Source organism: Methylobacterium sp. A54F, assembly GCF_053346035.1.
Map to the genome: position 1 here is coordinate 1 of NZ_JBKFBF010000012.1, position 23,785 is coordinate 23,785.

At 71.1% G+C, this 23,785-nt stretch carries 20 protein-coding genes; 8 read left to right on the forward strand and 12 right to left on the reverse strand.

Features of this window, described 5'->3' with window-relative positions; all coding sequences use genetic code 11:
* Nucleotides 1-193: 193 nt before the first annotated feature.
* The 3 genes from mdh to gloB form a co-directional block, all read right to left on the reverse strand.
* Nucleotides 194-1,156, reverse strand: a complete 963-nt coding sequence (mdh, locus tag ACLBXP_RS18835) for a malate dehydrogenase (RefSeq protein ID WP_447669286.1) — start codon at nt 1,154-1,156, stop codon at nt 194-196.
* 388 nt (nt 1,157-1,544) lie between these two features.
* Complete coding sequence (locus tag ACLBXP_RS18840) at nt 1,545-2,132, reverse strand: TetR family transcriptional regulator (protein ID WP_447669287.1); 588 nt, start codon at nt 2,130-2,132, stop codon at nt 1,545-1,547.
* A gap of 347 nt (nt 2,133-2,479) precedes the next feature.
* Nucleotides 2,480-3,259 (reverse strand): hydroxyacylglutathione hydrolase, encoded by a 780-nt coding sequence (gloB, locus tag ACLBXP_RS18845; RefSeq protein ID WP_447669288.1) that lies wholly within the window; start codon nt 3,257-3,259, stop codon nt 2,480-2,482.
* Between the two features lie 186 nt (nt 3,260-3,445).
* On the opposite strand from gloB, the gene ACLBXP_RS18850 reads away from it, so the two are divergent.
* Together ACLBXP_RS18850 and ACLBXP_RS18855 are read left to right on the forward strand one after the other, a co-directional pair.
* Nucleotides 3,446-4,180: a methyltransferase domain-containing protein gene (locus ACLBXP_RS18850; protein WP_447669289.1), complete on the forward strand. Its 735-nt coding sequence runs from the start codon at nt 3,446-3,448 to the stop codon at nt 4,178-4,180.
* A gap of 5 nt (nt 4,181-4,185) precedes the next feature.
* Entirely contained in the window at nt 4,186-4,860 is a 675-nt protein-coding gene (locus ACLBXP_RS18855) for a MarC family protein (RefSeq protein WP_447669290.1), read from the forward strand.
* Between the two features lie 90 nt (nt 4,861-4,950).
* Here ACLBXP_RS18855 and recA read toward each other — a convergent pair whose 3' ends face one another.
* The 8 genes from recA to flgB all read right to left on the reverse strand — a co-directional run bounded on the left by recA (nt 4,951) and on the right by flgB (nt 12,396).
* Nucleotides 4,951-6,003 (reverse strand): recombinase RecA, encoded by a 1,053-nt coding sequence (recA, locus tag ACLBXP_RS18860; RefSeq protein WP_447669494.1) that lies wholly within the window; start codon nt 6,001-6,003, stop codon nt 4,951-4,953.
* A gap of 157 nt (nt 6,004-6,160) precedes the next feature.
* Nucleotides 6,161-8,878, reverse strand: coding sequence for a cell cycle histidine kinase CckA (gene cckA, locus ACLBXP_RS18865; protein ID WP_447669291.1), 2,718 nt, complete (start codon nt 8,876-8,878; stop codon nt 6,161-6,163).
* Between the two features lie 131 nt (nt 8,879-9,009).
* Nucleotides 9,010-10,077 (reverse strand): flagellar biosynthesis protein FlhB, encoded by a 1,068-nt coding sequence (gene flhB / locus ACLBXP_RS18870; RefSeq protein WP_447669292.1) that lies wholly within the window; start codon nt 10,075-10,077, stop codon nt 9,010-9,012.
* A 21-nt stretch (nt 10,078-10,098) separates the two neighbouring features.
* Nucleotides 10,099-10,863: a flagellar biosynthetic protein FliR gene (gene fliR, locus ACLBXP_RS18875; RefSeq protein ID WP_447669293.1), complete on the reverse strand. Its 765-nt coding sequence runs from the start codon at nt 10,861-10,863 to the stop codon at nt 10,099-10,101.
* A 32-nt stretch (nt 10,864-10,895) separates the two neighbouring features.
* Nucleotides 10,896-11,162 (reverse strand): flagellar biosynthesis protein FliQ, encoded by a 267-nt coding sequence (gene fliQ / locus ACLBXP_RS18880; protein ID WP_447669294.1) that lies wholly within the window; start codon nt 11,160-11,162, stop codon nt 10,896-10,898.
* A 67-nt stretch (nt 11,163-11,229) separates the two neighbouring features.
* Entirely contained in the window at nt 11,230-11,544 is a 315-nt protein-coding gene (fliE, locus tag ACLBXP_RS18885) for a flagellar hook-basal body complex protein FliE (protein ID WP_447669295.1), read from the reverse strand.
* Between the two features lie 11 nt (nt 11,545-11,555).
* Nucleotides 11,556-11,963 carry a flagellar basal body rod protein FlgC gene (gene flgC, locus ACLBXP_RS18890; RefSeq protein ID WP_447669296.1) on the reverse strand — a complete coding sequence of 136 codons (408 nt, stop codon included), beginning with the start codon at nt 11,961-11,963 and terminating at the stop codon, nt 11,556-11,558.
* Between the two features lie 28 nt (nt 11,964-11,991).
* A complete protein-coding gene (flgB, locus tag ACLBXP_RS18895; RefSeq protein ID WP_447669297.1) occupies nt 11,992-12,396 on the reverse strand; it encodes a flagellar basal body rod protein FlgB in 405 nt (134 codons plus the stop codon).
* 226 nt (nt 12,397-12,622) lie between these two features.
* Here flgB and ACLBXP_RS18900 point away from each other — a divergent pair, with 226 nt between their 5' ends.
* The 4 genes from ACLBXP_RS18900 to ACLBXP_RS18915 all read left to right on the forward strand — a co-directional run bounded on the left by ACLBXP_RS18900 (nt 12,623) and on the right by ACLBXP_RS18915 (nt 19,877).
* Nucleotides 12,623-14,131: a hypothetical protein gene (locus ACLBXP_RS18900; RefSeq protein ID WP_447669298.1), complete on the forward strand. Its 1,509-nt coding sequence runs from the start codon at nt 12,623-12,625 to the stop codon at nt 14,129-14,131.
* Between the two features lie 110 nt (nt 14,132-14,241).
* Nucleotides 14,242-15,174 carry a class I SAM-dependent methyltransferase gene (locus ACLBXP_RS18905; RefSeq protein WP_447669299.1) on the forward strand — a complete coding sequence of 311 codons (933 nt, stop codon included), beginning with the start codon at nt 14,242-14,244 and terminating at the stop codon, nt 15,172-15,174.
* An 85-nt stretch (nt 15,175-15,259) separates the two neighbouring features.
* Nucleotides 15,260-18,316: a rhamnan synthesis F family protein gene (locus ACLBXP_RS18910; RefSeq protein WP_447669300.1), complete on the forward strand. Its 3,057-nt coding sequence runs from the start codon at nt 15,260-15,262 to the stop codon at nt 18,314-18,316.
* A gap of 79 nt (nt 18,317-18,395) precedes the next feature.
* The gene (locus ACLBXP_RS18915; RefSeq protein WP_447669301.1) at nt 18,396-19,877 is read left to right on the forward strand and encodes a glycosyltransferase family 2 protein; all 1,482 of its coding nucleotides are present in this window, start codon (nt 18,396-18,398) and stop codon (nt 19,875-19,877) included.
* A gap of 18 nt (nt 19,878-19,895) precedes the next feature.
* Here ACLBXP_RS18915 and ACLBXP_RS18920 read toward each other — a convergent pair whose 3' ends face one another.
* Nucleotides 19,896-21,182, reverse strand: a complete 1,287-nt coding sequence (locus ACLBXP_RS18920) for an MFS transporter (protein WP_447669302.1) — start codon at nt 21,180-21,182, stop codon at nt 19,896-19,898.
* A gap of 433 nt (nt 21,183-21,615) precedes the next feature.
* Between ACLBXP_RS18920 and ACLBXP_RS18925 the strand changes: the two genes are divergently transcribed.
* Together ACLBXP_RS18925 and ntrB are read left to right on the forward strand one after the other, a co-directional pair.
* A complete protein-coding gene (locus ACLBXP_RS18925; protein ID WP_447669303.1) occupies nt 21,616-22,905 on the forward strand; it encodes a CmpA/NrtA family ABC transporter substrate-binding protein in 1,290 nt (429 codons plus the stop codon).
* Nucleotides 22,906-23,775, forward strand: coding sequence for a nitrate ABC transporter permease (ntrB, locus tag ACLBXP_RS18930; RefSeq protein WP_447669304.1), 870 nt, complete (start codon nt 22,906-22,908; stop codon nt 23,773-23,775).
* Nucleotides 23,776-23,785 lie beyond the last annotated feature (10 nt).

Below are 23,785 nucleotides of genomic sequence, written 5' to 3' on the forward strand. Positions count from 1 at the left end.
CGAGCTCGGTCGCGGCCGCCTCGGCCTCGCCGGCGTCGAAGATCGCCACCCCGCGCGAGACCGGGACACCGAACTCCCGCAGGACCGCCTTCGCCTGATACTCGTGTATGTTCATCGCGACCTCGTCAGATGTGCGAATGGCGAGCTGCGAGCGGGAGGGCCGGCGCGAGCGCCGCTCCCCGCTCGCTCCGGGTCAGGCGAGCTTGTCGTTGACGCCCTTGCAGGCCTCGATCAGGCCCTTCACCGAGTTGACCGACTTGTCGAACATGGCCTTCTCGTCGCCGTTGAACTCGACCTCCAGCACCCGCTCGACACCGCCCGCGCCGATCACGATCGGCACGCCGATGAAGAGGCCGTCGATGCCGTACTGGCCCGAGAGGTGGGCGGCGCAGGGCAGGACCCGCTTCTTGTCCCGCAGGTAGCTCTCCGCCATGGCGATGGCCGAGGCGGCGGGCGCGTAGAAGGCGGAGCCGGTCTTGAGCAGGTTGACGATCTCGCCCCCGCCCTTGCGGGTGCGCTCGACCATCGCGTCGAGCTTCTCCTGGGTCGTCCAGCCGAGCTTGACCAGGTCGGGGAGCGGCACGCCCGCCACCGTGGAGTAGCGCACGAGCGGCACCATGTCGTCGCCGTGGCCGCCGAGCACGAAGGCCGTGACGTCCTCCACCGAGACGCCGAACTCCTCCGCGAGGAAGTGGCGGAAGCGGGCCGAGTCGAGCACGCCCGCCATGCCGACGATCTTGTGCGGCGGCAGGCCGGAGAACTTCTGGAGCGCCCACACCATGGCGTCGAGGGGGTTGGTGATGCAGATCACGAAGGCGTCGGGCGCGTGGGTCCGGATGCCCTCGCCCACCGCCTCCATCACCTTGAGGTTGATGCCGATGAGGTCGTCGCGGCTCATGCCCGGCTTGCGGGGCACGCCGGCCGTGACGATCACCACGTCCGCCCCCGCGATGGCCGCGTAGTCGCTCGCGCCGGAATACTTGGCATCGAAGCCGTCGACCGGCGCCGATTCGGCGATATCGAGGCCCTTGCCCTGCGGAATGCCGTCGGCGATGTCGAACAGCACGACGTCGCCCAACTCCTTCAGGCCCGCCAGATGCGCGAGGGTCCCGCCGATCTGCCCGGCGCCGATGAGCGCGATCTTGCTACGTGCCATGGGATGAGAATCTCCGCTGCCCGGTGAATGGATCCGCGGCCGGGACCTGAAGTGCTGCGCGCCGCGCGGTCCTGAATTCGTGCGCGGTTCTGTGGCCGAAAAGCCTCGCTGCTTCAACCCGACCTCGGCCGCTCGAAGCACGGTTCGGGCCAGACGCGCGTGCGAGCCGGCTCCGGTGCGGGTCGCGAAACCTGTTTGGGACGAGTGTCTTAGGCGATCACGACCCGGAGTCGCTTCGCCGGCCAAGCTCAGGTGACAGAACCTCGGCCCTGTCATTTCGACCGGACGTTGCGGTTGGAGGCTCCATGCCCTGCCGGGTTGCGACGCTCATCGACTCACGGCGCGGGAACTGCCGGCGGCCAGAGGCCGCCATGCCGGGCGCCGGCGCTCAGAGGATGCCGGCGCGCAGGACCCGCTGGATCGCGTGGATCACGGCGTTGAAGCGCGCCTCGACGAGGTCGCGCGGCACGTCCGCGTCGTGCTGGATCGCCAGCGGATGCGTGAAGCGGTAGCTCGCATCGAAGATGTAGGCGATGGCCCGCTCACGGTCCCGCGCCGAGAAGGCGCCCGCGGCCATGCCCTCCTCCACCACGCGCTCGACGAGGCTGCGCAGGCGCACCCGGTGCCGGCGGGCGATCGGCCGGGACTCCACCGTGGCATCGAGGTGAACGGCGAACAGGTTCGGCTCGTCGACCAGCGCATCGCGCTGAACCGTCGCCAGCGCCGTCAGCAGGCGCTCGATCTTGTCGTCGGCCGGGTCCGGAGCATCCGCGATCCCCGCGAGCTTGGTCTCGACCTCCCGCAGCCACCGCCCCGCCACCGCGTCGAGGAGCGCGTCCTTCGAGGGGAAGTAGCGGTAGACGTTGGCGTGCGTCATACCGGCTTCCGCCGCCACCGCCACCACCGTGACGCGCTTCGGTCCGAGGCGGGCGAGGTGCTCCGTCGCGATGGACAGGAGCCGGACATCGGCGGACACCGTGGCCGTCCGAGCCCGGACAGCGGACCCGGCGACCCGCGCCGCCGGCCGCTCCGGGGTGGTCTCGGCATCGGCGGGAGCCGCGCCGTCTCGTGGCTTCGCGACGCGGTCCTGCGGTTCGGCCGGACGCTCGCTCTCGGATTGCAGGAAGGGCAGCGGGAGGCGCGAGGAGGAAAGGTGGTAAGGCGAGACGGACCCCCATCTGACCGACCGAAGCGCAACGGCCCTTCGGTGAACTGCGTATCTCCGCGCCGGGAGCGCGTTGCCGGGGGTCAAGGCCCCCTACTAAGGTCCTATGTCAATTCTCTTTGAAAAGGCAACAAATTTTTCTTGAGATCTGTGGCCTTTTAGAATCGGTTTTTCCAGGCGCGCAGAGCGACGAAGACCTTCTCAGGATCGGTGCCGGGGTCAAGGTCTACCGAACGGGCGAGCGCCGGCTCGCCGCTGCGCAGGAACGGGTTGGTGGCCCGTTCGGTACCCAATGTCGACGGAATCAGGAAGCGGCCCTCCGCCTTCGCCCGCTCCGCCTCGGCCGCGCGGTCCCGCAGGGCTGCGTTGTCCGGGTCGGCGGCGAGGGCGAAGCGAGCGTTGGCCAGCACGTAGTCGTGCCCGCTGAAGACCTGGGCTGCGTCGGGCAGAGCCTGAAAGCGGGCGAGCGAGTGCCACAGCGTCTCGGGCGGGCTCTCCATCACCCGTCCGCAGCCGAGGGTGAACAGGGTGTCGCCCGCGAAGACCAACCCGGCCTCGCCGAACCAGTAGGTGACGTGATCGGCGCAGTGCCCGGGCGTCTCCCAGACCTCGGCCGCAAGGTCCCCGACCCGGACGACGTCGCCCTCGCGGACGGTGGCGTCAACCTCCGGCACCGCCGCTCCGGCCTTGGCGGGGGCGGTGACGCGGGCGCCGGTGGCCCGCTTCACCTCCGGGATGCCCTCGACGTGGTCGGCATGGCGGTGCGTGACGAGGATGTCGGTGAGCCGCCAGCCCGTCTCCTGCAGCGCCTTCAGCACGGGCGCTGCTTCCGGCACGTCGATCGCCGCGCAGGCGCCGGTCGCCGGATCGCGCAGGAGCACGCCGATGTTGTCGCTGCGGCACAGGAAGGTGCGGATCTCCGGGGTCGCTGCGGACATGACGCTTCCTCTCCACGCGGCGGTTACGGTTCCGGCGGAAAACGGGGGGCGCCCCCGCGAGTTCCGGGCCTCGCGGCTTGCCGCGGCGGCGTCCGGACCCCATTCAAGGCAGATCCTGTCGGCGGAGCGGTGCGAGCCGCGCCCCAGCCGACGCCGCCTGCCCTCGGTTTCCGCACCGCCGCCCTCATGCGCCTCGACGTTACCGATCTGCGGGCCTTCTACGCCAGCCCCCTCGGCGGCGTGACGCACCGCATCGTCGGCCGCGCGATCCACGGCTTCCTCGGCTCGGTGTCGGGCCTGCGCGTGCTCGGGCTCGGCTACGCCACCCCCTATCTCGGTCCGGTCCACTGCATCGCCGAGCGGACCCTGGCCTTCATGCCGGCGACGCAGGGCGTGGTGAACTGGCCGGGGGCGGGTCGCTCCTGCTCGGCACTCGCCGACCCCACCATGATGCCGCTCCCCGAGGCGGCGGTGGACCGGGTGATCCTGGTGCACGCCCTCGAATCCGTGGAGAGCCCGACGGAGCTCCTGCAGGAAGTCTGGCGCATCCTCACGCCGGGCGGCCGCATGGTGCTGGTGGTGCCCAACCGCGTGGGCGTCTGGGCCCGGCGCGAGGCGACCCCCTTCGGCCACGGCCAGCCCTACAGCCGCTCGCAGCTCGGCCGGCTGATGCGCGACACTCTGTTCTCGCCGGAGGGCTGGGCCGAGAGCCTCTATATGCCCCCCGTGCGCTCGCGGCTGATGCTGCAGATGGCAGGCGCCTGGGAGCGCTTCGGCACCGGCCTCGCCCTGCCCTTCGCCGGGCTCCACGTCGTCGACGCGACGAAGCAGCTCTACCGTCCCGTCGCGGTGCGGCAGGTCCGCCGGGCCCGCAGCCTCGCCCCGGCGCGGGTGCTGGTGCCGGCCCCCTCGCCGGGCTGATCCGGATGAACCTCGAAGCGGCACTCCAGAGCTTCCTGCTCGCGTTCTCGGGCCTGTTCTCGATCGTGAACCCGATCGGCTCGGCCCTCATCTTCGCGCAGGTGACGAGCGGCAACAGCCACGCCGAGCGCGTGGAGCTCGCCCGCCGCATCGGCGTCTACGCGGCGCTCATCATGCTGGCCGCCCTCTGGGCCGGGGCGCCGATCCTCAGCTTCTTCGGCGTCTCGCTCGCCGCCCTGCGCATCGCGGGCGGCCTCGTCGTTGCGGCATCGGCCTGGGTCCTCCTCAACGCCCCCGAGGCCCGCGAGGCCCGCAAGCGCGCGGAGGCCGCGGGCGAGGCGAGCGCGCGCGACCTCGCGGAGATCGCCTTCTTCCCCCTCACGCTGCCTTTCACGACCGGGCCTGGCACCATCGCGGTGGCGATCGCGCTCGGCTCGAACCGGCCCGCTCCCTTTCCGGACCGCCTCGGCTTCTACCTCGGGGTGTCGCTCGCAGCGCTCGCCATCGCGGCGCTGGTGCGCCTCTCCTACGGGTCCGCGGACAGGGTGGTGAGCCTGATCGGCCCGGTGGGCGCACGGGTGCTCGGCCGGCTCTCCGCCTTCCTGCTCCTCTGCGTCGGGACCCAGATCACCCTGAACGGCGTCCTCGACGTGCTCGGCCCCCTCCTCGCGACCCGATAGGGGACGGCGACAGTAGCATGAGGCCGGGTGCGCGAAGGCCCGCCGCACGGTCTCGTGCGGCGGGCCTTCTTTCGCATACGGGAGTGAGACTTAAGCGTCGCCCTCGTCGAGGTCGTCGGCGGTGGGAGTCGCGTTCTCGAGGATGCGCTCGGCCACGAGGCCTGAGTTTTGGCGGATCGCCGCCTCGATCTTGTTCGCGATGTCGGGGTTGTCCCGCAGGAAGCCCTTGGAGTTCTCGCGGCCCTGCCCGAGACGCTGGCTGGCATGGGAGAACCAGGCGCCGGACTTCTCTACGATGCCGGCCTTGACGCCGAGGTCGATCAGCTCGCCGACCTTCGACACGCCCTCGCCGAACATGATGTCGAACTCGACCTGCTTGAAGGGCGGCGCGACCTTGTTCTTGACGATCTTTACGCGGACCTGGTTGCCGATCGCCTCGTCGCGGTCCTTCAGGGTCGAGATGCGGCGGATGTCCAGGCGCACGGAGGCGTAGAACTTCAGCGCGTTGCCGCCCGTGGTCGTCTCGGGGCTGCCGTACATGACGCCGATCTTCATCCGGATCTGGTTGATGAAGATCACCATGCACTTCGAGCGCGAGATCGAGCCCGTGAGCTTGCGCAGCGCCTGGCTCATCAGGCGGGCCTGAAGGCCGGGCTGCTGGTCCCCCATCTCGCCCTCGATCTCGGCGCGCGGGGTCAGCGCCGCCACCGAATCGACCACGAGCACGTCGATGGCGCCGGAACGGACCAGGGTGTCGGTGATCTCGAGGGCCTGCTCGCCGGTGTCGGGCTGCGAGATCAGGAGGTCGTCGAGGTTGACGCCGAGCTTGCGCGCGTAGACCGGGTCGAGGGCGTGCTCCGCGTCCACGAAGGCGCAGACGCCGCCCTTCTTCTGGGCCTCCGCGATGGTGTGCAGGGCGAGGGTGGTCTTGCCCGACGATTCGGGACCGTAGATCTCGATGACCCGCCCGCGGGGCAGGCCGCCGACGCCGAGGGCGATGTCGAGCCCCAGAGAGCCGGTGGAGATGGTCTCGACCTCCTGCACCTTGTCGGTCTTGCCGAGGCGCATGATCGAGCCCTTGCCGAAGGCGCGCTCGATCTGGGACAGGGCGGCGTCGATCGCCTTAGACTTGTCCTTGTCCATGCTGGGCGTATCCACCACTTTCAGAGCTGGCTGAGCCATGCGTCGGCATCCTTATGGAGGGGAAAGGCGCCGTTCTCAATGCGCCGCGGACTGCCTTTTATGTACCTGTTTTGTTCTCACGACGCAAGGGCGCGGACCCTGAGGAATGCGCGGACGCTCAGGCCGACATGGTCTCCTTAACGGTCTCGACGAGCTGCTTGAGGCTGAAGGGTTTGGGCAGGAAATTGAAGGTCTCGCCCTCGGGCAGGTTCTTGCGGAAGGCGTCCTCGGCATAGCCCGAGACGAAGATCACCTTGAGGGTCGGCTGGTGCTTGCGGATCTCACGCAGCAGGGTCGGGCCGTCCATCTCGGGCATCACGACGTCCGAGACCACGAGGTCTATGGGCTGGCCCTCACCCACGATGCGCAGGGCCTCGAGGCCCGAGGCCGCCTCCAGCACCGTGTAGCCGCGGGCCGAGAGCGCCCGGCTGTTGACCGCGCGCACCGGGTCCTCGTCCTCCACGAGCAGGATCGTGCCCTGGCCGGTATGATCGGCGGCGGGCTTGCGGGGTGCGGCCTTCTGCGGCGCGGCCGGCTCTGCGGCGGGCCTGGACGCCGGATCGTCCTTCGCAGGCGGCGTCGCGCCCGCCCCGGCCAGCGGGACCGCCTCGGCCCGTGCCTCGCGGGCGAGGGGCGCCTCGAGCCGCGGCGCGGGCTCCGCCTCGGCGCTCGGCTCGTGGCGGGGCAGGTAGATGCGGAAGGCGGTGCCCTCGCCCACCGTCGACTGCACGTCGATGGTGCCGCCGGACTGCTTGACGATGCCGAACACCGTCGAGAGGCCGAGGCCGGTGCCCTTGCCGATCTCCTTCGTGGTGAAGAACGGCTCGAAGATCTTCTCCATCAGCTCGGGCGGGATGCCCTCGCCGGTGTCGAGCACCTCGATCAGCACGTGATCCCCGGCGGGGGCCCCGCCGCGACCGTCCTTCACCGCCGCCTCGCCGGGATCGTCCACGTTGGCGGTGCGGATCAATAGGCGGCCGCCGTCGGGCATGGCGTCCCGGGCATTGACCGCGAGGTTCACGATCACCTGCTCGAACTGGTTCACGTCGGCCTTCACGGCCCAGATGTCGCGGCCGTGCTTCAGCTCCAGGTCGACGCGCTCGCCGAGGAGGCGCTTGAGCAGCAGCGTCAGCTCGGAGAGGGCCTCGCCGACGTTCATCACCTCGGGCCGCAGCGTCTGGCGGCGGGAGAACGCGAGGAGCTGGCGGACGAGGCCCGCCGCCCGGTTCGCGTTCTGCTTGATCTGCATGATGTCCTGGAAGGCGGGGTCGGTCGGCTTGTGGCTCGCCAGCAGCAAGTCCGAGTAGCCGATGATCGCCTGGAGGACGTTGTTGAAGTCGTGCGCGATGCCCCCGGCGAGCTGGCCCACCGTGTCCATCTTCTGCGTCTGCGCCACCTGCTGTTCGAGCTGGCGCTGCGCGGTGGTGTCCAGGGCGTAGAGGATCACCGACTCGCGGTCCGCCTCGCCGGGGGCGCGGTCGCCCGCGTCCGAGCCTGCCGAGCTCAGCCAGACCCGCGCCGAGCGGGCGCCGGCGCCCTTGAGGCCGACCTCGATCGGCTCGACGCCGCCGAAGCCGCTCGCCGCCTTGCCGAGGGCGCCGTCGAGGGCGGGCCGGTCGCGCTCGATCAGGGAATCCCCCATGATCGGCTCCAGCGCCACGTCGCTCGCCGCGGCCTCGTCCGCGCCGCCTTCCGAGGCGGGACGCGGCATCGCCCCGAACAGGCGGGTGAAGGAGCTGTTCGCCCGCGCGATGCGACCCGCGCGATCGAGCGTCGCGATGGCGATGGGCGAGTTGTTGAGGAAGCGGGCGAGGCGCACCTCGGCGGCGCGCTGCGGCTCGTCGAACTCGGCTCCAGCCGAGCGGTTGATCACGAAGGTGCGCGAGGAGCCCGGCTTCGCGTCCTTGCCGAAGGCCACGCGGTGGTAGAGGCGGGCCGGCAGCGGCCGTCCGTTGCGACAGCGCAGGTCGAGGTCGAAGCGATCGGTCCGGACCTCGCCCGGCATGCCGGCCGCGCGGGTGAGTACCTCGGCCCCCGGCGCGATCTCCTGCAGGCTCGGCCCGCCCGGCCCGATCGTGGCGAGGTCGTATCCCAGCCAGGAGGCGAGCGTCGCGTTCATGTAGACGATGGCGCCGGCCGGATCGATGGACAGGAAGCCCGCGGGCGCGTGGTCGAGATAGTCGATCGCGTGCTGAAGCTCCTGGAAGACGTTCTCCTGGCGCTCGCGCTCGTGGGTGATGTCCGTCACCGTCCAGAGGGTCGCGGCCCGGCGGGGCCGCGGCAGCGGCCGCACCGAGATCCGGTACCAGGCGAAGTCGCGGTCGCCGCGCCCGCCGGGCGGCGGCGCCATCCGGACCTCCTCGGCGTGGGCGCGCCCATCGCGGGCGCCCTGGGCGAGGCGGTAGACCGCCTCGGACACCTCCGGGGAGCCGACGAAGATCCGCTCCACCGAGCGCAGGTTCGAGAAGTTGTCGCCCCCCGCGACGTGAAGGTAGGCCTCGTTGGCGTAGATCAGCCGCCCGCCGTCCTCGACCACCACGGTCGCCTCGGGCGAGGCGTCGACGATCGCCTTGGTGATATCGTCCCGCGCGCCCTGGCCGCTGAGCTGGATCGCGCCGATGGCCAGCGCGAACAGGAAGAACACGCCCGCCATGGCCAGCAGGGCCAGCAGCCAGATGATCAGCGACTGGGCCTGCTCGTTGGCCACGAAAGACAGCCCGATTGCCGCGCCGACCAGGAGGCCGGCCAGCACGAGGAGCAGTCCGACGCGACCCGGCCGCTCGGAGCGGTCGATCGAGCCCGTCACGGGCGCCGGGGGTCCACTCTGCTCAGCCATCGGGCCTCAATCCACACCTTCGGACCGGTTACGCCCTGCGTGCCCGCCGCAGCAAGGGCTACGCTGACCGAGAGCCCCGGCGAGCATTGGCAAGAAATGATGGATGAAGCGTGGACGCAACGCCGCCGGCCTCAGGCGGCCCGGCGTCGCAGGCGCATCACGAAGCCGATCACCTCGGCCACGGCCCGGTAGTGCTCGGCGGGAATCTCCTGGTCGACCTCGACCGTCGCGTGGAGGGCCCTGGCGAGCGGCGGGTTCTCCAGCACCGGGACGTCGTTCTCGGCGGCCACCGCGCGGATGCGGAAGGCCAGCGAGTCCACGCCCTTGGCGACGCAGATCGGGGCCTGCATCCCGCTCTCGTAGCGGAGCGCCACGGCGTAATGGGTCGGGTTCGTGACGACGACCGTGGCGGTGGGGACGGCGCTCATCATGCGCTTCTTCACCCGGGCGGCGCGGAGCTGCTTCATGCGGCCCTTCACCTCCGGGTTGCCGTCCTGCTCCTTCATCTCCTGCTTCAGCTCCTCCTTCGACATCCGCAGGCGCTGGCGCCAGCGGTAGCGCTGGTAGAGGGCGTCGGCGAGGGCGATCGCCGCGTAGATGGCCAGCATCCCGGCCAGCATCTTCAGGGCGAGGCCGAGGATCGCGGGCAGGCAGGCCGCGGGATCGAGGCGCGCGAAGACCTCGATCCGGTCGCGGTCGTTCCAAAGGATGGTGCAGACCACGACGCCGACGAGAGCCATCTTGGCCAGCCCCTTGCCGAACTGGACGAGCGCCTCCACGCCGAAGATGCGCTTCACGCCCGCGAGCGGCGAGATCCGCTCGAACTTCGGGCCGAGCGTCTCGGCGGTGAAGACGAGGGGGTGCTGCAGGAGCCCGGCGGCGAGGGCCGCCGCGATCGCGACGCCCGCGGGAATCGCCAGCGCCTCGAGCCAGATCATCAGGCCCCGCGTCGCGATGCCCGCGTAGGCGTGCGCGTCCGAGGGGACCTGATGGGCGTTCTCCAGAAACCCGCGCATCTGCCCCGTGAGGCGCCGCACGATCGGCCCGCCGGCGAGGAGCAGCACCAGCGTGAAGGTGCCGAGGATCAGGAAGGTGTTGATCTCGATGCTGTTGGCGACCTCGCCGCGCTCGATCGCCTGATCGATGCGCCGCTGGGTCGGCTCCTCGGTCTTGTCTTCCGGATCGGAATCGTCAGCCATGCCCGCGCCCTCGCCGCAGCGTCAGCGACCGGAGAGCTCGGCGAGGTAGCGCCCGATATCGTCCAGGAAGACGCCCATCATCACGCCGAGGGCTCCGGCGAGGATCAGCATGCCGATCAGCACGGAGCCCGGCATCGCGAGGAAGAAGACCTGCAGCTGCGGCATCATCCGCGAGAGCAGGCCGAGGCCGAGGTTGAACAGGATTCCGAAGGCGATGAAGGGCGCCGAGATCTGCACGGCGAGGGTGAAGCCGCGGGCGAGCGCCTTGAGCGCCAGCATTGCGGCCTCGCCCATCCCCGGAACGCCGTCCGGGGGCAGCAGCGCGTAGCTGCGGGCGATGCCCTCGATCGCGAGATGATGCAGGTCCGTGGCGAGGATCAGCGTGATCCCGAGGAGCGACAGGAAGTTGCCGACCGCCACCTGCTGGCCGCCCATCGTCGGGTCGACCGTCATCGCGTAGGACAGGCCGAGGTTCTGCGAGACGATGACCCCGGCCGTCTGGAGGGCCGCCAGGACCATCCGGACCGTCAACCCGAGCATCAGGCCGATCAGGGTCTCGCCGAACAGGATGGCGATGAGGTTCGGGCTCGCGATGGCGCCGTCCTGAAGGGGCAGGAGCGGGCGCACCATCGGGTAGAGCACCACCGTGACGAGGAACGCGAAGGCGAGGCGCAGGCGCGGCGAGACCATCTGCTCGCCGATGCCCGGCATCAGCATCATCAGCGTTCCGACCCGCGCGAAGGTGAGCAGGAAGGCCGCCGCGGTCCCGGGCAGGAGCAGGTTCATGCGCCGTCATAGCAGCCGCGCCCCGAGCCGTCTCATCCCCCCGCCGCGATGCGGGCGGCGATGCGGGTCATGTAGCCCGCGAGCGCGTCGCTCATGAAGGGCAGCATGAGGAGAAGCGTCGCGAACACCGCGACGATCTTCGGCACGTAGATGAGCGTCTGCTCCTGGATCTGCGTCAGCGCCTGCACGAGGGAGACGACGAGGCCGACCACCAGGGCGACGATCATCAGCGGCCCGGCGACCTTGAGGAAGACGAAGATGCCGTCGCGGGCGACGTCGAGGATGGCGAGGCCTGTCATGGATGTCCGGTCACGGGATGTCGGGCATGGGTTTCCGGTCACGGGATGCCGGCGCGGGACGCCTCCGTCAGATCTGCATCCGCATGATCTCCTCGTAGGCCGAGATCATGCGGTCGCGCACCGCGACGAGGGTCTGGAGGGCGGTCTCGCTCTCGGCCACGGCGGTGACGACGTCGACGACGTTGGCCTTGCCGCCCGCCACCGAGAGGGCCTGGGTGTCGGCCCGGCGGCCCGCATCCGCGACGCCGTCGAGCGCCGTGCCGAGGAGCTGCGTGAAGTTGCCGCCGGCCCCTTGCGCCGGCTGCAGTTTCGGGACCGCCTTGAGGCTGCCGACGTTCTGGGCGGCCGCGTAGGCGCCGGCGGCGAAGTTGCTGGTGGCCACGGCTCAGCCTCCTACTTCAGGATCTCGAGGGTGCGGGAGATCATCTTGCGGGTCGCCGTGACCATGTTGAGGTTCGCCTCGTAGGAGCGCTGGGCCTCGCGCATGTCCATGTTCTCGACCAGCGCGTTCACGTTCGGCATCTGCACCTCGCCCTTGGCGTTGGCCGCGGGGTTGCCGGGGTCGAGCTTCGTCCGGAAGGCGGAGGTGTCGCGGCGGACGCGCCCGACCTCCACGAGATTCGCGCCGGCCTCCCGGTCGAAGTGCTGGGCGAAGCTTGCGATCTTGCGCCGATAGGGCTCGCCGCCCGCCGTCTGGGGCGCCGAATCGGCGTTGGCGATGTTCTCGGCGATGATCCGCATGCGCCCGGACTGCGCCTTGAGGCCCGAGGCCGCGATGGTCAGCGATTTCATGAAGTCCACGGCGCGGTCTCCCTCTCAGGGTGCGGGGTCAGCGCTTGCCGACGGCGATCTTCAGCGCGTCGAGGCTCTTCTGGTAGAGCGAGGCGGCGAGCTGATAGTCCGACTGGTTGTCGCCGGCCTTCAGCATCTCCTCCTCGAGGTTCACCGCGTTGCCGCTCGGGCGGACCTCGAAGCTCCTGGCGCGCCGCGCATCCGCGGCAGGCCCCTCGGCACCGGCGGTCGCCATGTGGCTCGTGCTCGTCGCGGCGAGCGCGAGGCCGCTGCCCGTCGCCTCGCCGGTCTCAGGGTCGAAGCGCGGAGCGGCGAGGTCGCGCGGGCGGAAACCCGGCATGTCGGCGTTGGCGACGTTCTCGGCGAGAAGGCGCTGGCGCGCCTGATGCCATTGCATCTTGGTGCGCAACATGCCGAGGATCGGAAGATCGGTGACGGCCACGGCCTGCGCCCCTCTGGCGGAGCCGGCGGCAGGGTCCGCAGGCTCGGCAAAATCTGCCGGGTCCATGGTTAACGCCCGGTTAAGCCGGTCGCGCCGCGGCGTTGCCTGGGGATGTCGTTAACGAAGTCTTAAGCTTGATTGGGCGGCGGCCCCGCGGCCATGTTAAGTCGGGAGCGGAACGTTGCGTGGGGCGGGCACGGCCCCGGGGACGGGAGAGAGTTTCGCCGTGGATTGGCTGCTCAGCAATTTCGGCTCGGGGGGCTCTCCCTTCCTGCAATACGTCAGCATCTTCGCCATCATATTCGCGATCCTGACCGTGATCGTGCTCGTCGTGCGCCGCCTCTCCGGCCAGGGTCTCGCGGTGTCGGGGCGCGGCACGCAGCGCGGCCGCCAGCCGCGGCTCGGCATCGTCGACATCTACGAGCTCGACCGGGCTCGCCAGCTCATCCTCCTGCGGCGCGACAACGTCGAGCACCTGCTGCTCGTCGGCGGCCCGAACGACGTCGTGATCGAGCGCAACATCCAGCGCGGCCAGCGCGCGGCGATGGACCCGGTGCTGCGCCCTGAGGCCGGCGTCGAGCCGTCCCCGGAGATCGAGGCGCGCCGTCCCGATCCGGGGCTCTTCGAGCCGAGCTTCGAGATGCCGATGGTGGTGCCGCCGGCCGTGCCGGGCTCGAACGCGCCGCCGCCCGTGACGCACCCCCTCGACGCCGCGGCGGTGGCCCCCGAGGGGGAGACGGCGCTGACCGAAGAGCTCGACCCGCCGGTTCGCCGCGCGGAGCCCCCGAAGCGCCCGCTTCGGCGGACGACGCCGCCCCTGATCAACTCCCGCCCCGACGTGGCGTCCGAGCGCGGGCGACCGGCCACCGCCACGACGGCGACCCTCGACACGACGGCCCTGCGGGCCTCCGCGACGCCCACCGAGGCGCCGCCGGAGCGCCCAACGGAGGCGCCCGCGGAAGCCGTGCGCCCGCAACCGGAGGAGCCTGGGCGCGCGTCTCCGCCGCTCCCGCCACCGGTGAGCGCGCCGCCCACCGCGCGCCCGGTCGATCCCAAGATCCTCTCGGACATGGCGCGCCAGCTCGAGATCGCGCTCGCGCGCCCCTCCTCGGCGGTCACGCCGCCGCCCGAGGGGCCGCCGCGGGACGCCGCAGCGGGCGCGTCCGTCGCTGCGGCGATGAGCACGGCTGCCGCGCCCGTCCCCTCGCCGCCCGGCCGGCCGCCGGCCCCACCCGAGCCGCCGCGCCCGGTCGCAGTCCCGACCGCTCAGGTCACGGGCGGCACCGGCGCCGCGGGCACGGATCCGATGGCCGCCGCCATGGCCACCGTGCCGGCTCCGCCTCCGAAGCCTGCACCGGGCGGCCCGGCAGCCGCCGCGCCGAAGCCGTTCCTGCCTTCCCCGCCTCCGCCTGCGACGCCGAGCCCCCCGCCGCCGCCCACTCCGGCGCCTTCCACGCCGAACGCGGCAGCAGCCGCCACGCGTCCGCCCGGTCCCGCCCCCGTCGACCGCCCGGCGGCGACACGCGATCCTCTGCCGAAGCCGGCCAGCCCACCCGCCCCGGCCGCGCCAAACGCTGCCTCGGCAGCGCCACCACCCCCGCCGCCCGCGCCGGCGCGGCCCAACCCGCCCGCACCTGCGCAGCCCGCAGCGGCGAAGCCGCAGAACCCCTTCTCGGTCGAAGAGATCGAGGCGGAGTTCGCGCGCCTCCTCGGGCGTCCGCTCGACAAGCGATAGGCGCCAAGGCCCCGGGCGACGGGTTTCCGGTCCGCGCCCGGTCACAGCCTTGCATTGCAGCGCGCTGCCGGATTCGGATATCACGCGGCCGCACCGCAGGGAGATCCGTGATGACCCGAGAGGCGACGCTCCTCCGAGGCCTGCCTCGCGACGGCCGGGTCATCGAGATCGGTCCGAGCTACAACCCCCTCGCGGCCAAGCGCGACGGCTGGAACGCCTTCACGGTGGATCATGCCTCGCGCGAGGGTCTGGTGGCGAAATATGCCAGCGATCCGAGTGTCGACACCGCGCGCATCGAGGAGGTCGATTTCGTGTGGAGCGGCGGATCTCTCGCCGAAGCGGTGCCGCCCGAGCAGCACGGCAGCTTCGATGCCTTCATCGCGAGCCACGTCATCGAGCACACCACCGACGTCGTCACCTTCCTGCAGGCCGCCGAGACGCTCGTGAAGCCGGACGGCGTGATCATCCTGGCGCTGCCCGACAAGCGGAAGTGCTTCGATTTCTACCGTCACCCCTCCACCACCATCGACGCGATCACAGCCTTCGACGAGAAGCGCAGCCGCCACGACCGTCGGACGCAGTTCGAGTACGGGCTGCGGATGGCGAACCGCGCCGGCTCGGCAGGGTGGGCCATCGACGATTCCCGCGCGGCGGTCCTCGCCGTACCCTTCGATCATGCGCAAGGCTGGCTGCGGGTCGCGGAGCAGCCCGGCTACGTCGATGCCCACAACTGGGTCTTCGTGCCCGCGAGCTTCGAGCTCCTCGTGCTCGAACTCGCCGGCCTCGGCTACCTCGACCTGCGGGTGGAAGCCGTGGAGGAGGCGGTCGTCACGGAATTCTATGCCTGGCTGCGCAAGGGCCGCGAGCCCCTGACGCCGGACGCGATGCAGGCCCGTCGTCACGTCCTCATGGACCGGATCGTCGTCGAGCTAGCCGAGCAGTCCCGCCAGATCCCCGGAAGCCCGCTCCATGAGGCGGGTCAGCGCGCGCCGGCCCCGACACCGGCACCGCGGCCACCCTGGTGGGCCGTGAGGCCGCAGTGAGCGGGCATTCGATCATGGACCGTGAAGCGCCAGATCGTGCGCACCCCTCTGCGGTGCCATCGTCCCTTCGAGCGACGTGCGAGCCTTGAGACCGCGTTCCCTCCTGCGGTTCGGTGCCGACCGGCGTGCCGCCGCCCGAACAGCCGCCCGCTGCCGCGCCGTCGCGGAATCCGGCGTGTTCGATGCCGCCTGGTACGTCGGCCGCTATCCCGACGTGCAGCGGGAGCAGATCGAACCGGTCCGCCACTACGTCCTGCACGGGGCCGCGGAAGGGCGCTGGCCGCATCCGCTGTTCCATGGGGACTTTTATCTCGCGCGCAACGCCGACGTGGGCCGCGGCGGCCTGAACCCTCTCCTCCACTACCTGGACCACGGCTGGCGAGAGGGGCGCAACCCGAACCCGCTCTTCGACGGCACGTGGTACGCCCGCACCTACATGGGCGGGGCCGGCAGCGGGTTGAGCCCGCTCCAGCACTTCCTGCGTCACCCGGAGCACGATCCGGGACCCGGCTTCGACGCACGGCGCTACCTCGCCCGCTACCCCGAGGCCCTGGCGGAGGCGACGGACCCCCTCTCCCACTACTTCACTTTCGGCGTGCAGCGGGACAACGCCGTCTCGCCCCGCGCGGAGGGCGGGCCGCAGGCCGATCTCGTCGCCCTGCGTGCCTCCGGGCTGTTCGACGGCAGCCACTACCTCGCGCTGCACCCCGATCTCGCCCGGGTCGGCATCGACCCGCTCGCGCACTACGTGGAGCACGGCATCCGGGAGGGCCGGCAGCCTCACCCGCTCTTCATCGTCGACCACTATCTCCGCCAATGCCCCAGCGCCGCGCAGGAACCGGGCGGTCCCCTGCTCCACTACATCCGCACCGGGGCCGGGGCCGGTCTGAACCCGCATCCACTGTTCGCGACGGCTTGGTACGCGGCGACCTACCCGGAGCACCGGCAGGCCGGCCTGACGCCGCTGGCCCATTTCCTGGTCCATGGCGGTCATGCCACGAGTCCTTCGCCAGCCTTCGATGCCCTCTGGTACTACCGGGCCTATCCGGACGTGGCTGCGAGCAACATCAACCCCCTGGTCCACTACGTGACGGGCGGGCGCAGCGAGGGCCGGAGCCGGCGCCTCGTCGCGGGCGCGGCCGGCTCCGCCTTCGCGGCCTGCGAGGCGCGCCTCGTCCGCCTGAAGCGGGTCCCGCGCACGCGCAGCCGCACGGCGCTCGTCGTCACACACGCGCCGGCCGGCAAGATCAAGGGGCATGTGGGCCACTACGTCGAGGCCCTGCGGGCGAACGGCACGGACGTCGTGCTGATCGTCGCCGCCGACCAGCGGCGCACGGCCGTGCCGCTCTCGATCCTCGAGGCCTGCACGGGCGTCTACGTCCGCGAGAACAAGGGCTTCGACTTCGCGGCCTGGGCGCATGTCCTGCAGGTCGACGACGACCTGTTCGATGCCGACACGCTGTATCTCACCAACGACAGCATCGTGGGGCCGCTCGACGCGGCGGCCTTCACAGCCGCCCTCGACGCGATCGACCGCTCCGGCGACGACATGGTCGGGCTCACCGACAATCACTTCGGCGAGTGGCATCTGCAGAGCTTCTTCATCGCCCTGAAGCGACGCTGCCTCTCGGCCTACGCGCTGCACACCTTCCTGCGGGCCGTCGTGAACATCGCCGACAAGAACGACGTCATCGGCGAGTACGAGGTGACCTTCGGCATGGCGATGCGCAACGCGGGGCTGAAGGTCGGCGCGCTGTTTCCGATGCCGAACCTCGGACGCTTCCCGGGGAACCGGACGATCTTCCAGTGGCGTGCGCTGCTCGCCGAGGGCTTCCCCTTCGTGAAGGGCTCGCTCCTGTACGGCGAGCACCAGGCCCGCGGGGGACAGGGCGTCGAGGACGCCCTCGCGGAGCTCGGCTTCGACACCCGGCTTCTCGCGAGCACTTACACGTACCCGGGCCCGCGGGCCTGGGCCGACCTCGACCGGCCGGACGAGGCGCACCGTCCCCGGCGGGTCGCCTTCGTGGCGCCGATGAACTTTGCCAACGGCCTCGGCGCTGCGGCGCGCGGCTACGTGAGGGCTCTCCAGCGCACGGGCTGGGCCGCGAGCCTCTACCCGATCGAGCGCCCCTTCCACGTCCACGCCCGGACGGCGCCGGCCTGGCAGGCGCCCGCCTTCGCGGGGCCGCCGGACGTGGCGATCGTCCACCTGAACCCTGAGAGCTGGGAGCCGCTCCTCGACGACGCCCAGCGGCGGGTGATCGCCGCCGCCCGACGGCGCATCGGGATCCTGGTCTGGGAGACCTCCTTCGTGCCGCCGAACTGGCTGGCTGTCATCAACGAGCTCGACGCGATCTGGACCCCGAGCACCTTCTGCGCCGACATCTTCCGCGAGGTCACGAACGTCCCCGTCGACGTGATCCCGCACGTCGTCGACACGGCGCCCTCGGCTGAGATCGACGCCGCGGCGGCACGCGACCTGTGCGGCAGCCTCGGCCTCGATGCCGGGCGGCGCCTCATCCTCTACGCCTTCGACGGTTCGAGCTTCCTCGCCCGCAAGAACCCTCACGCGCTGATCCGGGCGTTCCGGGCATCCGGCCTCCACGCCGAGGGTTGGCAGCTCGCGCTCAAGACCAAGCACCTGTTCGACGCGCGCCAGGACGGCGAGGCCCTTCTCGGCCTCGTCGGACAGCACGGCGACGTGGTGCTCGTCGACCGCCCCATGAAGGCGTCGGAGTTCGACCTGCTGTTCCGGCTCTGCGCGATCTACGCCTCCTCCCACGCCTCCGAGGGGTTCGGGCTGACGATCGCGGAGGCGATGGCGGCCGGCAAGGTCGTGGTCGCCACCGATTACGGCGGCAGCCGCGACTTCCTCGATCCCACCTGCGGCTTCCCGGTGCGCGCCGACATCGTGGCGCTCGAGGCCTCGCACGGACCCTACCTCAAGGGCTCGCACTGGGGCCGGGTCGACGAGGACGATCTGACCCTCGCCCTGCGGCGGGCCGCGGACAGCGTCGTGGACGGGCGATCGAGCGCGCTCGGCCGCGCCGCCCGCCTGCGCATCACCGAGCGCCTCTCGGCCGCGGCCGTCGCCGGGGCGATGCAGCAGAGCCTCGACCGGCTGCTGGCGGACCATCCTTGAGCGGCCGCGCCGAAGGCGTCGCCCGGCTCGGGATGCCGGGCCGCGCAACCACGGGAACCCACGGCGGGAACGCATGGCGATGACGGATTCGGGCACGCGCGCCGGGGGGGCCGGAGACGGCGATACCTTCCTCTGGCCGCCGGGAATCGTGCCGGTCCGGCTCGACGAGCGGCTGCGCATCCTCGGGGGCGCGGAGCTCGGGAGCCTCGCGTCGAACCCGTGGGACGTCCTGTTCGTCGCGCCGGCCGGTGTCCGGATCTGCCCCGACCTTCTCCGGCTCGTGCAGCCGTACCTCGATGCGCGGCCGGATGTCGGCATCTTCTACGGCGACGAGGCGAGCCTCGGACCGGACGGCGTCGCGTTCCACTGCAAGCCGAGCTTCAGCCCCGCCCTGCTCTTCGCGGGCGGCTACGTCGGGTTCCCGCTGCTGATCCGCGCCTCCGTCCTGCCGAAGCTCGAATCCCCGCCGGGTGCGGGGGCGCCCGAGGCCGCGTGGTTCGGCCTCTGCCTCGCCGCGCTGTCGGCAGGGGTCGGGATCGACCGCATCCCCCACACCCTGATCGTGCATCCCGGGAAGCCCCCCACGGTGGGGGCGACGCAGCGCGCCCAGGTGCTCGCGGGCTGGTTCGGCGAGACCGGCGCGCCCTACCGGGTGCGCCCGGGCCTGACGGCGGAGAGCCTCGAGCTCTACCGCCCGCTGGCCGATCCGCCGCCGGTGACGCTGGTGATCCCGACGCGCCAGAGCGCGCCGGCCGCCGGCGAGCCTCCCCACATCGTCCGGCTCCTCGACAGCCTGGCCTCCAGCACCTACCCGCCCGGGCGCATCCGCGTCCTCGTCGGCGACGACCTGGCCGACGACGCCGCCTACGCGGGCCGGCGCGACCCCTTCGCGCTGGCCCGCGTCCACACCCCCCTGCCGCCCGGCGAGCGGTTCAACTACGCCGCCAAGATGAACCGCCTCTGGCGCCTCGCCGAGACCGAGCACCTGATCCTGATGAACGACGACATCGTCGTGCGGGCGCCTGGCTGGATCGAGGCCCTGCTCACCTTCGCGACGGACCCGGAGGTCGGCGGGGTCGGGGCCCGCCTGCTCTACCCGGACGGGCGCATCCAGCACGCGGGCATGTTCGGGGGCATCTACGGCGTCTGCGCCCACCCCTGGTACCTGCAGGCGGCCGACGCGCCGACCTACGACGACTGGGCCCTGAAGCAGCGCGACTGCTCGGCGGTGACGGGGGCGGTGTTCGCCACGCGCCGGTCGGTCTTGGAGGCGGCCAACGGCTTCGACGAGGGCTTCAGCCTGGACTTCAACGACGTGGACCTGTGCTTCCGGCTGCGGATGCTGGGCTACCGCATCGTCTACACGCCGTATGCCGAGATGATCCACCACGAGAAGGCCTCGCGCCACGCCCACGTCGCCCCCGGCTCTCAGGTCGCGCGCTACCTGCGGCGCTGGGACGACGTGCTGACCGAGGACCCGATGTACAGCCCGCAATTGCGCACCGACACCGACGTGGTGGCGCCCCGCGGCGTCGTGATGGGCTGGATGACGGACGCCTGAGGTCCGTCCGGCCCCGCTTCAGGCCTGGACGGCGCCGCGGCCCGTCTCCGGCATCAGGAGGACGGCCACGAACGAGATCACCGCCGCGAGGGCGAGGTAGGCACCGACCCAGCCGACGCCGCCGAGCTCGACCAGGCGCTGCGCGAGGTAGGGCGCGAAGGACGCGCCGATGATCCCGGCGAGGTTGTAGGTCACGGACGCACCCGTGTAGCGCACGCGGGTCGGGAACAGCTCCGGCAGCAGAGCCCCCATCGGTCCGAACAGCCAGCCCATGGCGAACAGGCCGAGGCAGAGGAAACCGAGGACGAGGGGGCCCTGCCCGCTGCCGAGCATCGGCCCGAGGAGCAGCCCGAGCAGCATCGTGAACACGGCGCCCGAGAGCACCACCGGGCGCCGGCCGAAGCGGTCCGCGGCGGCGCCGGACAGGGGGATGCCGAGCGCCATGAAGCAGACGGCGACGCACTCGAACAACAGGAAGGCCGGCCGCGTGAAGCCGAGCGTCCCCGTGCCGTAGCCCAGCGCGAACACCGTCGAGAGGTAGAACACCGCGTAGCAGGCGACCATCGCGAAGGTGCCGAGCAGCGTCGCCCGCCCGTGCTGCGTGATCATGGTGGCGAAGGGCACGCGCTCGGGCGCCTCCCGGGCGACCGCGGCACGGAAGGCCGGCGTCTCGGTGAGCTTCAGGCGGACGTAGAGCCCCACGCCCACGAGGGCGGCCGAGGCCAGGAACGGCAGGCGCCAGCCCCAGGCCTGGAAGCTCTCGGGGCTGAGCCCGAGGCTGAGGGCCAGGAAGCCGAGATTGGCCGAGATGAAGCCCACCGGCGCCCCGAGCTGCGGGAAGATCCCGTACCAGGCCCGCCGCCCGGGGGGCGCGTTCTCGACGGCGAGGAGCGCGGCGCCGCCCCACTCGCCGCCGAAGCCGAGCCCCTGCCCGAACCGCAGCAGGCAGAGGGCAGCGGGCGCGAGCCAGCCGGCCGTCTGGTAGGAGGGCAGGCAGCCGATCAGCACCGTCGACAGGCCCATGATCATCAGGGAGGCGACGAGCGTGGCCTTGCGGCCGACCCGGTCGCCGAAATGCCCGAACAGGGCGGCGCCCACGGGCCGCGCGAAGAAGGCGATCGCGAAGGTCGCGAAGGCGCTGAGGAGCTGCACCGCCGGCTCGCCGGGCGGGAAGAAGATCGGCCCGATCACCAGCGCCGCGGCAGTGGCGTAGATGTAGAAGTCGTAGAACTCGATGGCCGTCCCCACGAAGCTCGCCATCAGGATTCGCCGGGCACTGGGCCCGCTCGGCACGGGATCGGTCATCGCTTGGCAGAACTCGGCTCGGGAGGACCCAGCTGTGGCAGGGCTCGTCGGGGGCGGGCGCGCCTCGGTAGAGCAGGCGGAGCCGTTTGCCCAGGGGCGCCGGTCGCATCGCGGGCAACTTCGCGACAGGATTGCACGCAATTTGTGCGCTGCGGTGCGCCGTCCGGGGGATTAGCGACTGCGCTCGGACGTAATTGAGGCCCGGCCTCCTCGGTCGACCAGCACCCCGCGCGGCGGAGTGCTGAGGCCTCGCCGCCCGGGCCGTCTGGCACGGAACCTGCTGACTAACTGGTGTCCGTCAATGGCGACGGGCAGCCTCCGCCAGCGATGCCGCTGAACCTGCCCCTGACCGCGGCCCGGCCGCGAACGGGGGCGCGTTCCCGCGCGGCCCTGCCGGACGGCCCGAACTTTCGAGATTCAGGATCAGGCGTCGATGCAGAACCAGGACGTGAAGACCCGCCGGAGCGTGCTCAAGGGTGCCGCCGCGGCCCTCTCGGTCGCGGCCGCTGCCCGCCTCGCGCTGCCCGGCGGCGCCTTCGCCCAGGGGGCCGGCCCCGAGGTGAAGGGCGCCAAGCTCGGCTTCATCGCCCTGACCGACGCCGCGCCCCTGTTCGTCGCCAAGGAGAAGGGCATCTTCGCCAAGTACGGGATGCCGGACGTCGAGGTGGCCAAGCAGGCGAGCTGGGGCACCACCCGCGACAATCTCGTGCTCGGCTCCGAGGGCAACGGCATCGACGGTGCCCACATCCTGACGCCGATGCCCTACCTGATCTCGGCGGGGCGCGTGACGCAGAACAACGTGCCGGTGCCGATGTACATCCTGGCCCGGCTCAACCTGAACGGGCAGTGCATCTCCGTCGGCAAGGAGTACCTCGCCGACAAGGTCGCCCTGGACGCGAAGCCCTTCAAGGTGGCGCTCGAGAAGAAGAAGGCCTCCGGCAAGTCGGTCAAGGCCGCCATGACCTTCCCGGGCGGCACCCACGACCTCTGGATCCGCTACTGGCTCGCCGCAGGCGGCATCGACCCCGACAAGGACATCGAGACCATCGTGGTGCCGCCGCCCCAGATGGTGGCGAACATGAAGGTCGGCACGATGGACTGCTTCTGCGTCTGCGAGCCGTGGAACGAGCAGCTCATCCACCAGGGCATCGGCTACACCGCCCTGACCACCGGCGAATTGTGGAAGGACCACCCCGAGAAGGCCTTCGCGATGCGGGCGAGCTGGGTGGACAAGAACCCTAACGCCGCCAAGGCCCTGCTGATGGCCGTGATGGAGGCGCAACAATGGTGCGACAGACCCGAGAACCGTGAGGAGCTCGCCGGCATCGTCGCCAAGCGCCAGTGGATCAACGTCCCGGTGGCAGACGTCCTCGATCGCATGAAGGGCAATTTCGACTATGGCGACGGCCGCAAGGTCGAGAACAGCCCCCACACCATGAAGTACTGGGCCGACAACGCCTCCTACCCCTACCGGAGCCACGACCTCTGGTTCCTCACCGAGGACATTCGCTGGGGCAAGTTCGATCCGGCGACCGACACCAAGGCTCTCATCGGCAAGGTGAACCGCGAGGACCTCTGGCGCGAGGCCGCCAAGACCCTCGGCGTCGCGAGCGTTCCCGCCGGCACCTCCCGGGGCAAGGAGACGCTGTTCGACGGCAAGGTCTTCGACCCCGAGAACCCCGCCGCCTACCTCGCCAGCCTCGGCATCAAGAGGATCGCCTGAATGGCCTCCGGTACCGCAACCCTCGGCACCGCGGCGCGCGACGCCGCCGCGGGCAAGGCGCGCCGCCTGCCCGCCCTCAGCGGCCGCACGCTCAAGGCGCTCGCCGCGCGGCTCATCCCCCCGCTCATCGTGCTGGCGGCTTTCCTGCTGTTCTGGGAGATCGCCTGCGCGCGGCCCACCGCCGGCCTGCCGCCGCCCTCGCGGGTGCTGAGCGAGGCCTGGCCGATCATCTCGGACCCGTTCTTCGACAACGGCGGCACCGACAAGGGATTGTTCTGGCACATCACGGCCAGTCTCCAGCGCGTGGCCCTCGGCTTCGCGCTGGCCGCGGTGGCCGGCATCCTCCTCGGCACGCTGGTCGGCCAGTCCGAGTGGGCGATGCGCGGGCTCGACCCGATCTTCCAGGTGCTTCGCACGATCCCGCCGCTCGCCTGGCTGCCGCTCTCGCTCGCCGCGTTCCGGGACGGCCAGCCCTCGGCGATCTTCGTGATCTTCATCACCTCGATCTGGCCGATCATCATCAACACCGCGGTCGGCATCCGGAATATCCCGCAGGACTACCGCAACGTCGCCGCGGTGATCCGGCTGAACCCGGTCGAGTTCTTCGTGAAGGTGATGCTGCCCTCGGCCGCCCCCTACATCTTCACGGGGCTCCGGATCGGCGTCGGCCTGTCCTGGCTCGCCATCGTGGCGGCCGAGATGCTGATCGGCGGGGTGGGCATCGGCTTCTTCATCTGGGATGCCTGGAACTCGTCGCACATCTCCGAGATCATCGTCGCCCTCGTCTACGTCGGCGTGATCGGCTTCGTCCTCGACCGGCTGGTGGCGGCGCTCGGCAGCCTCGTCACCCGCGGCACCAGCGCAGCCTGAGGGAGGGCCG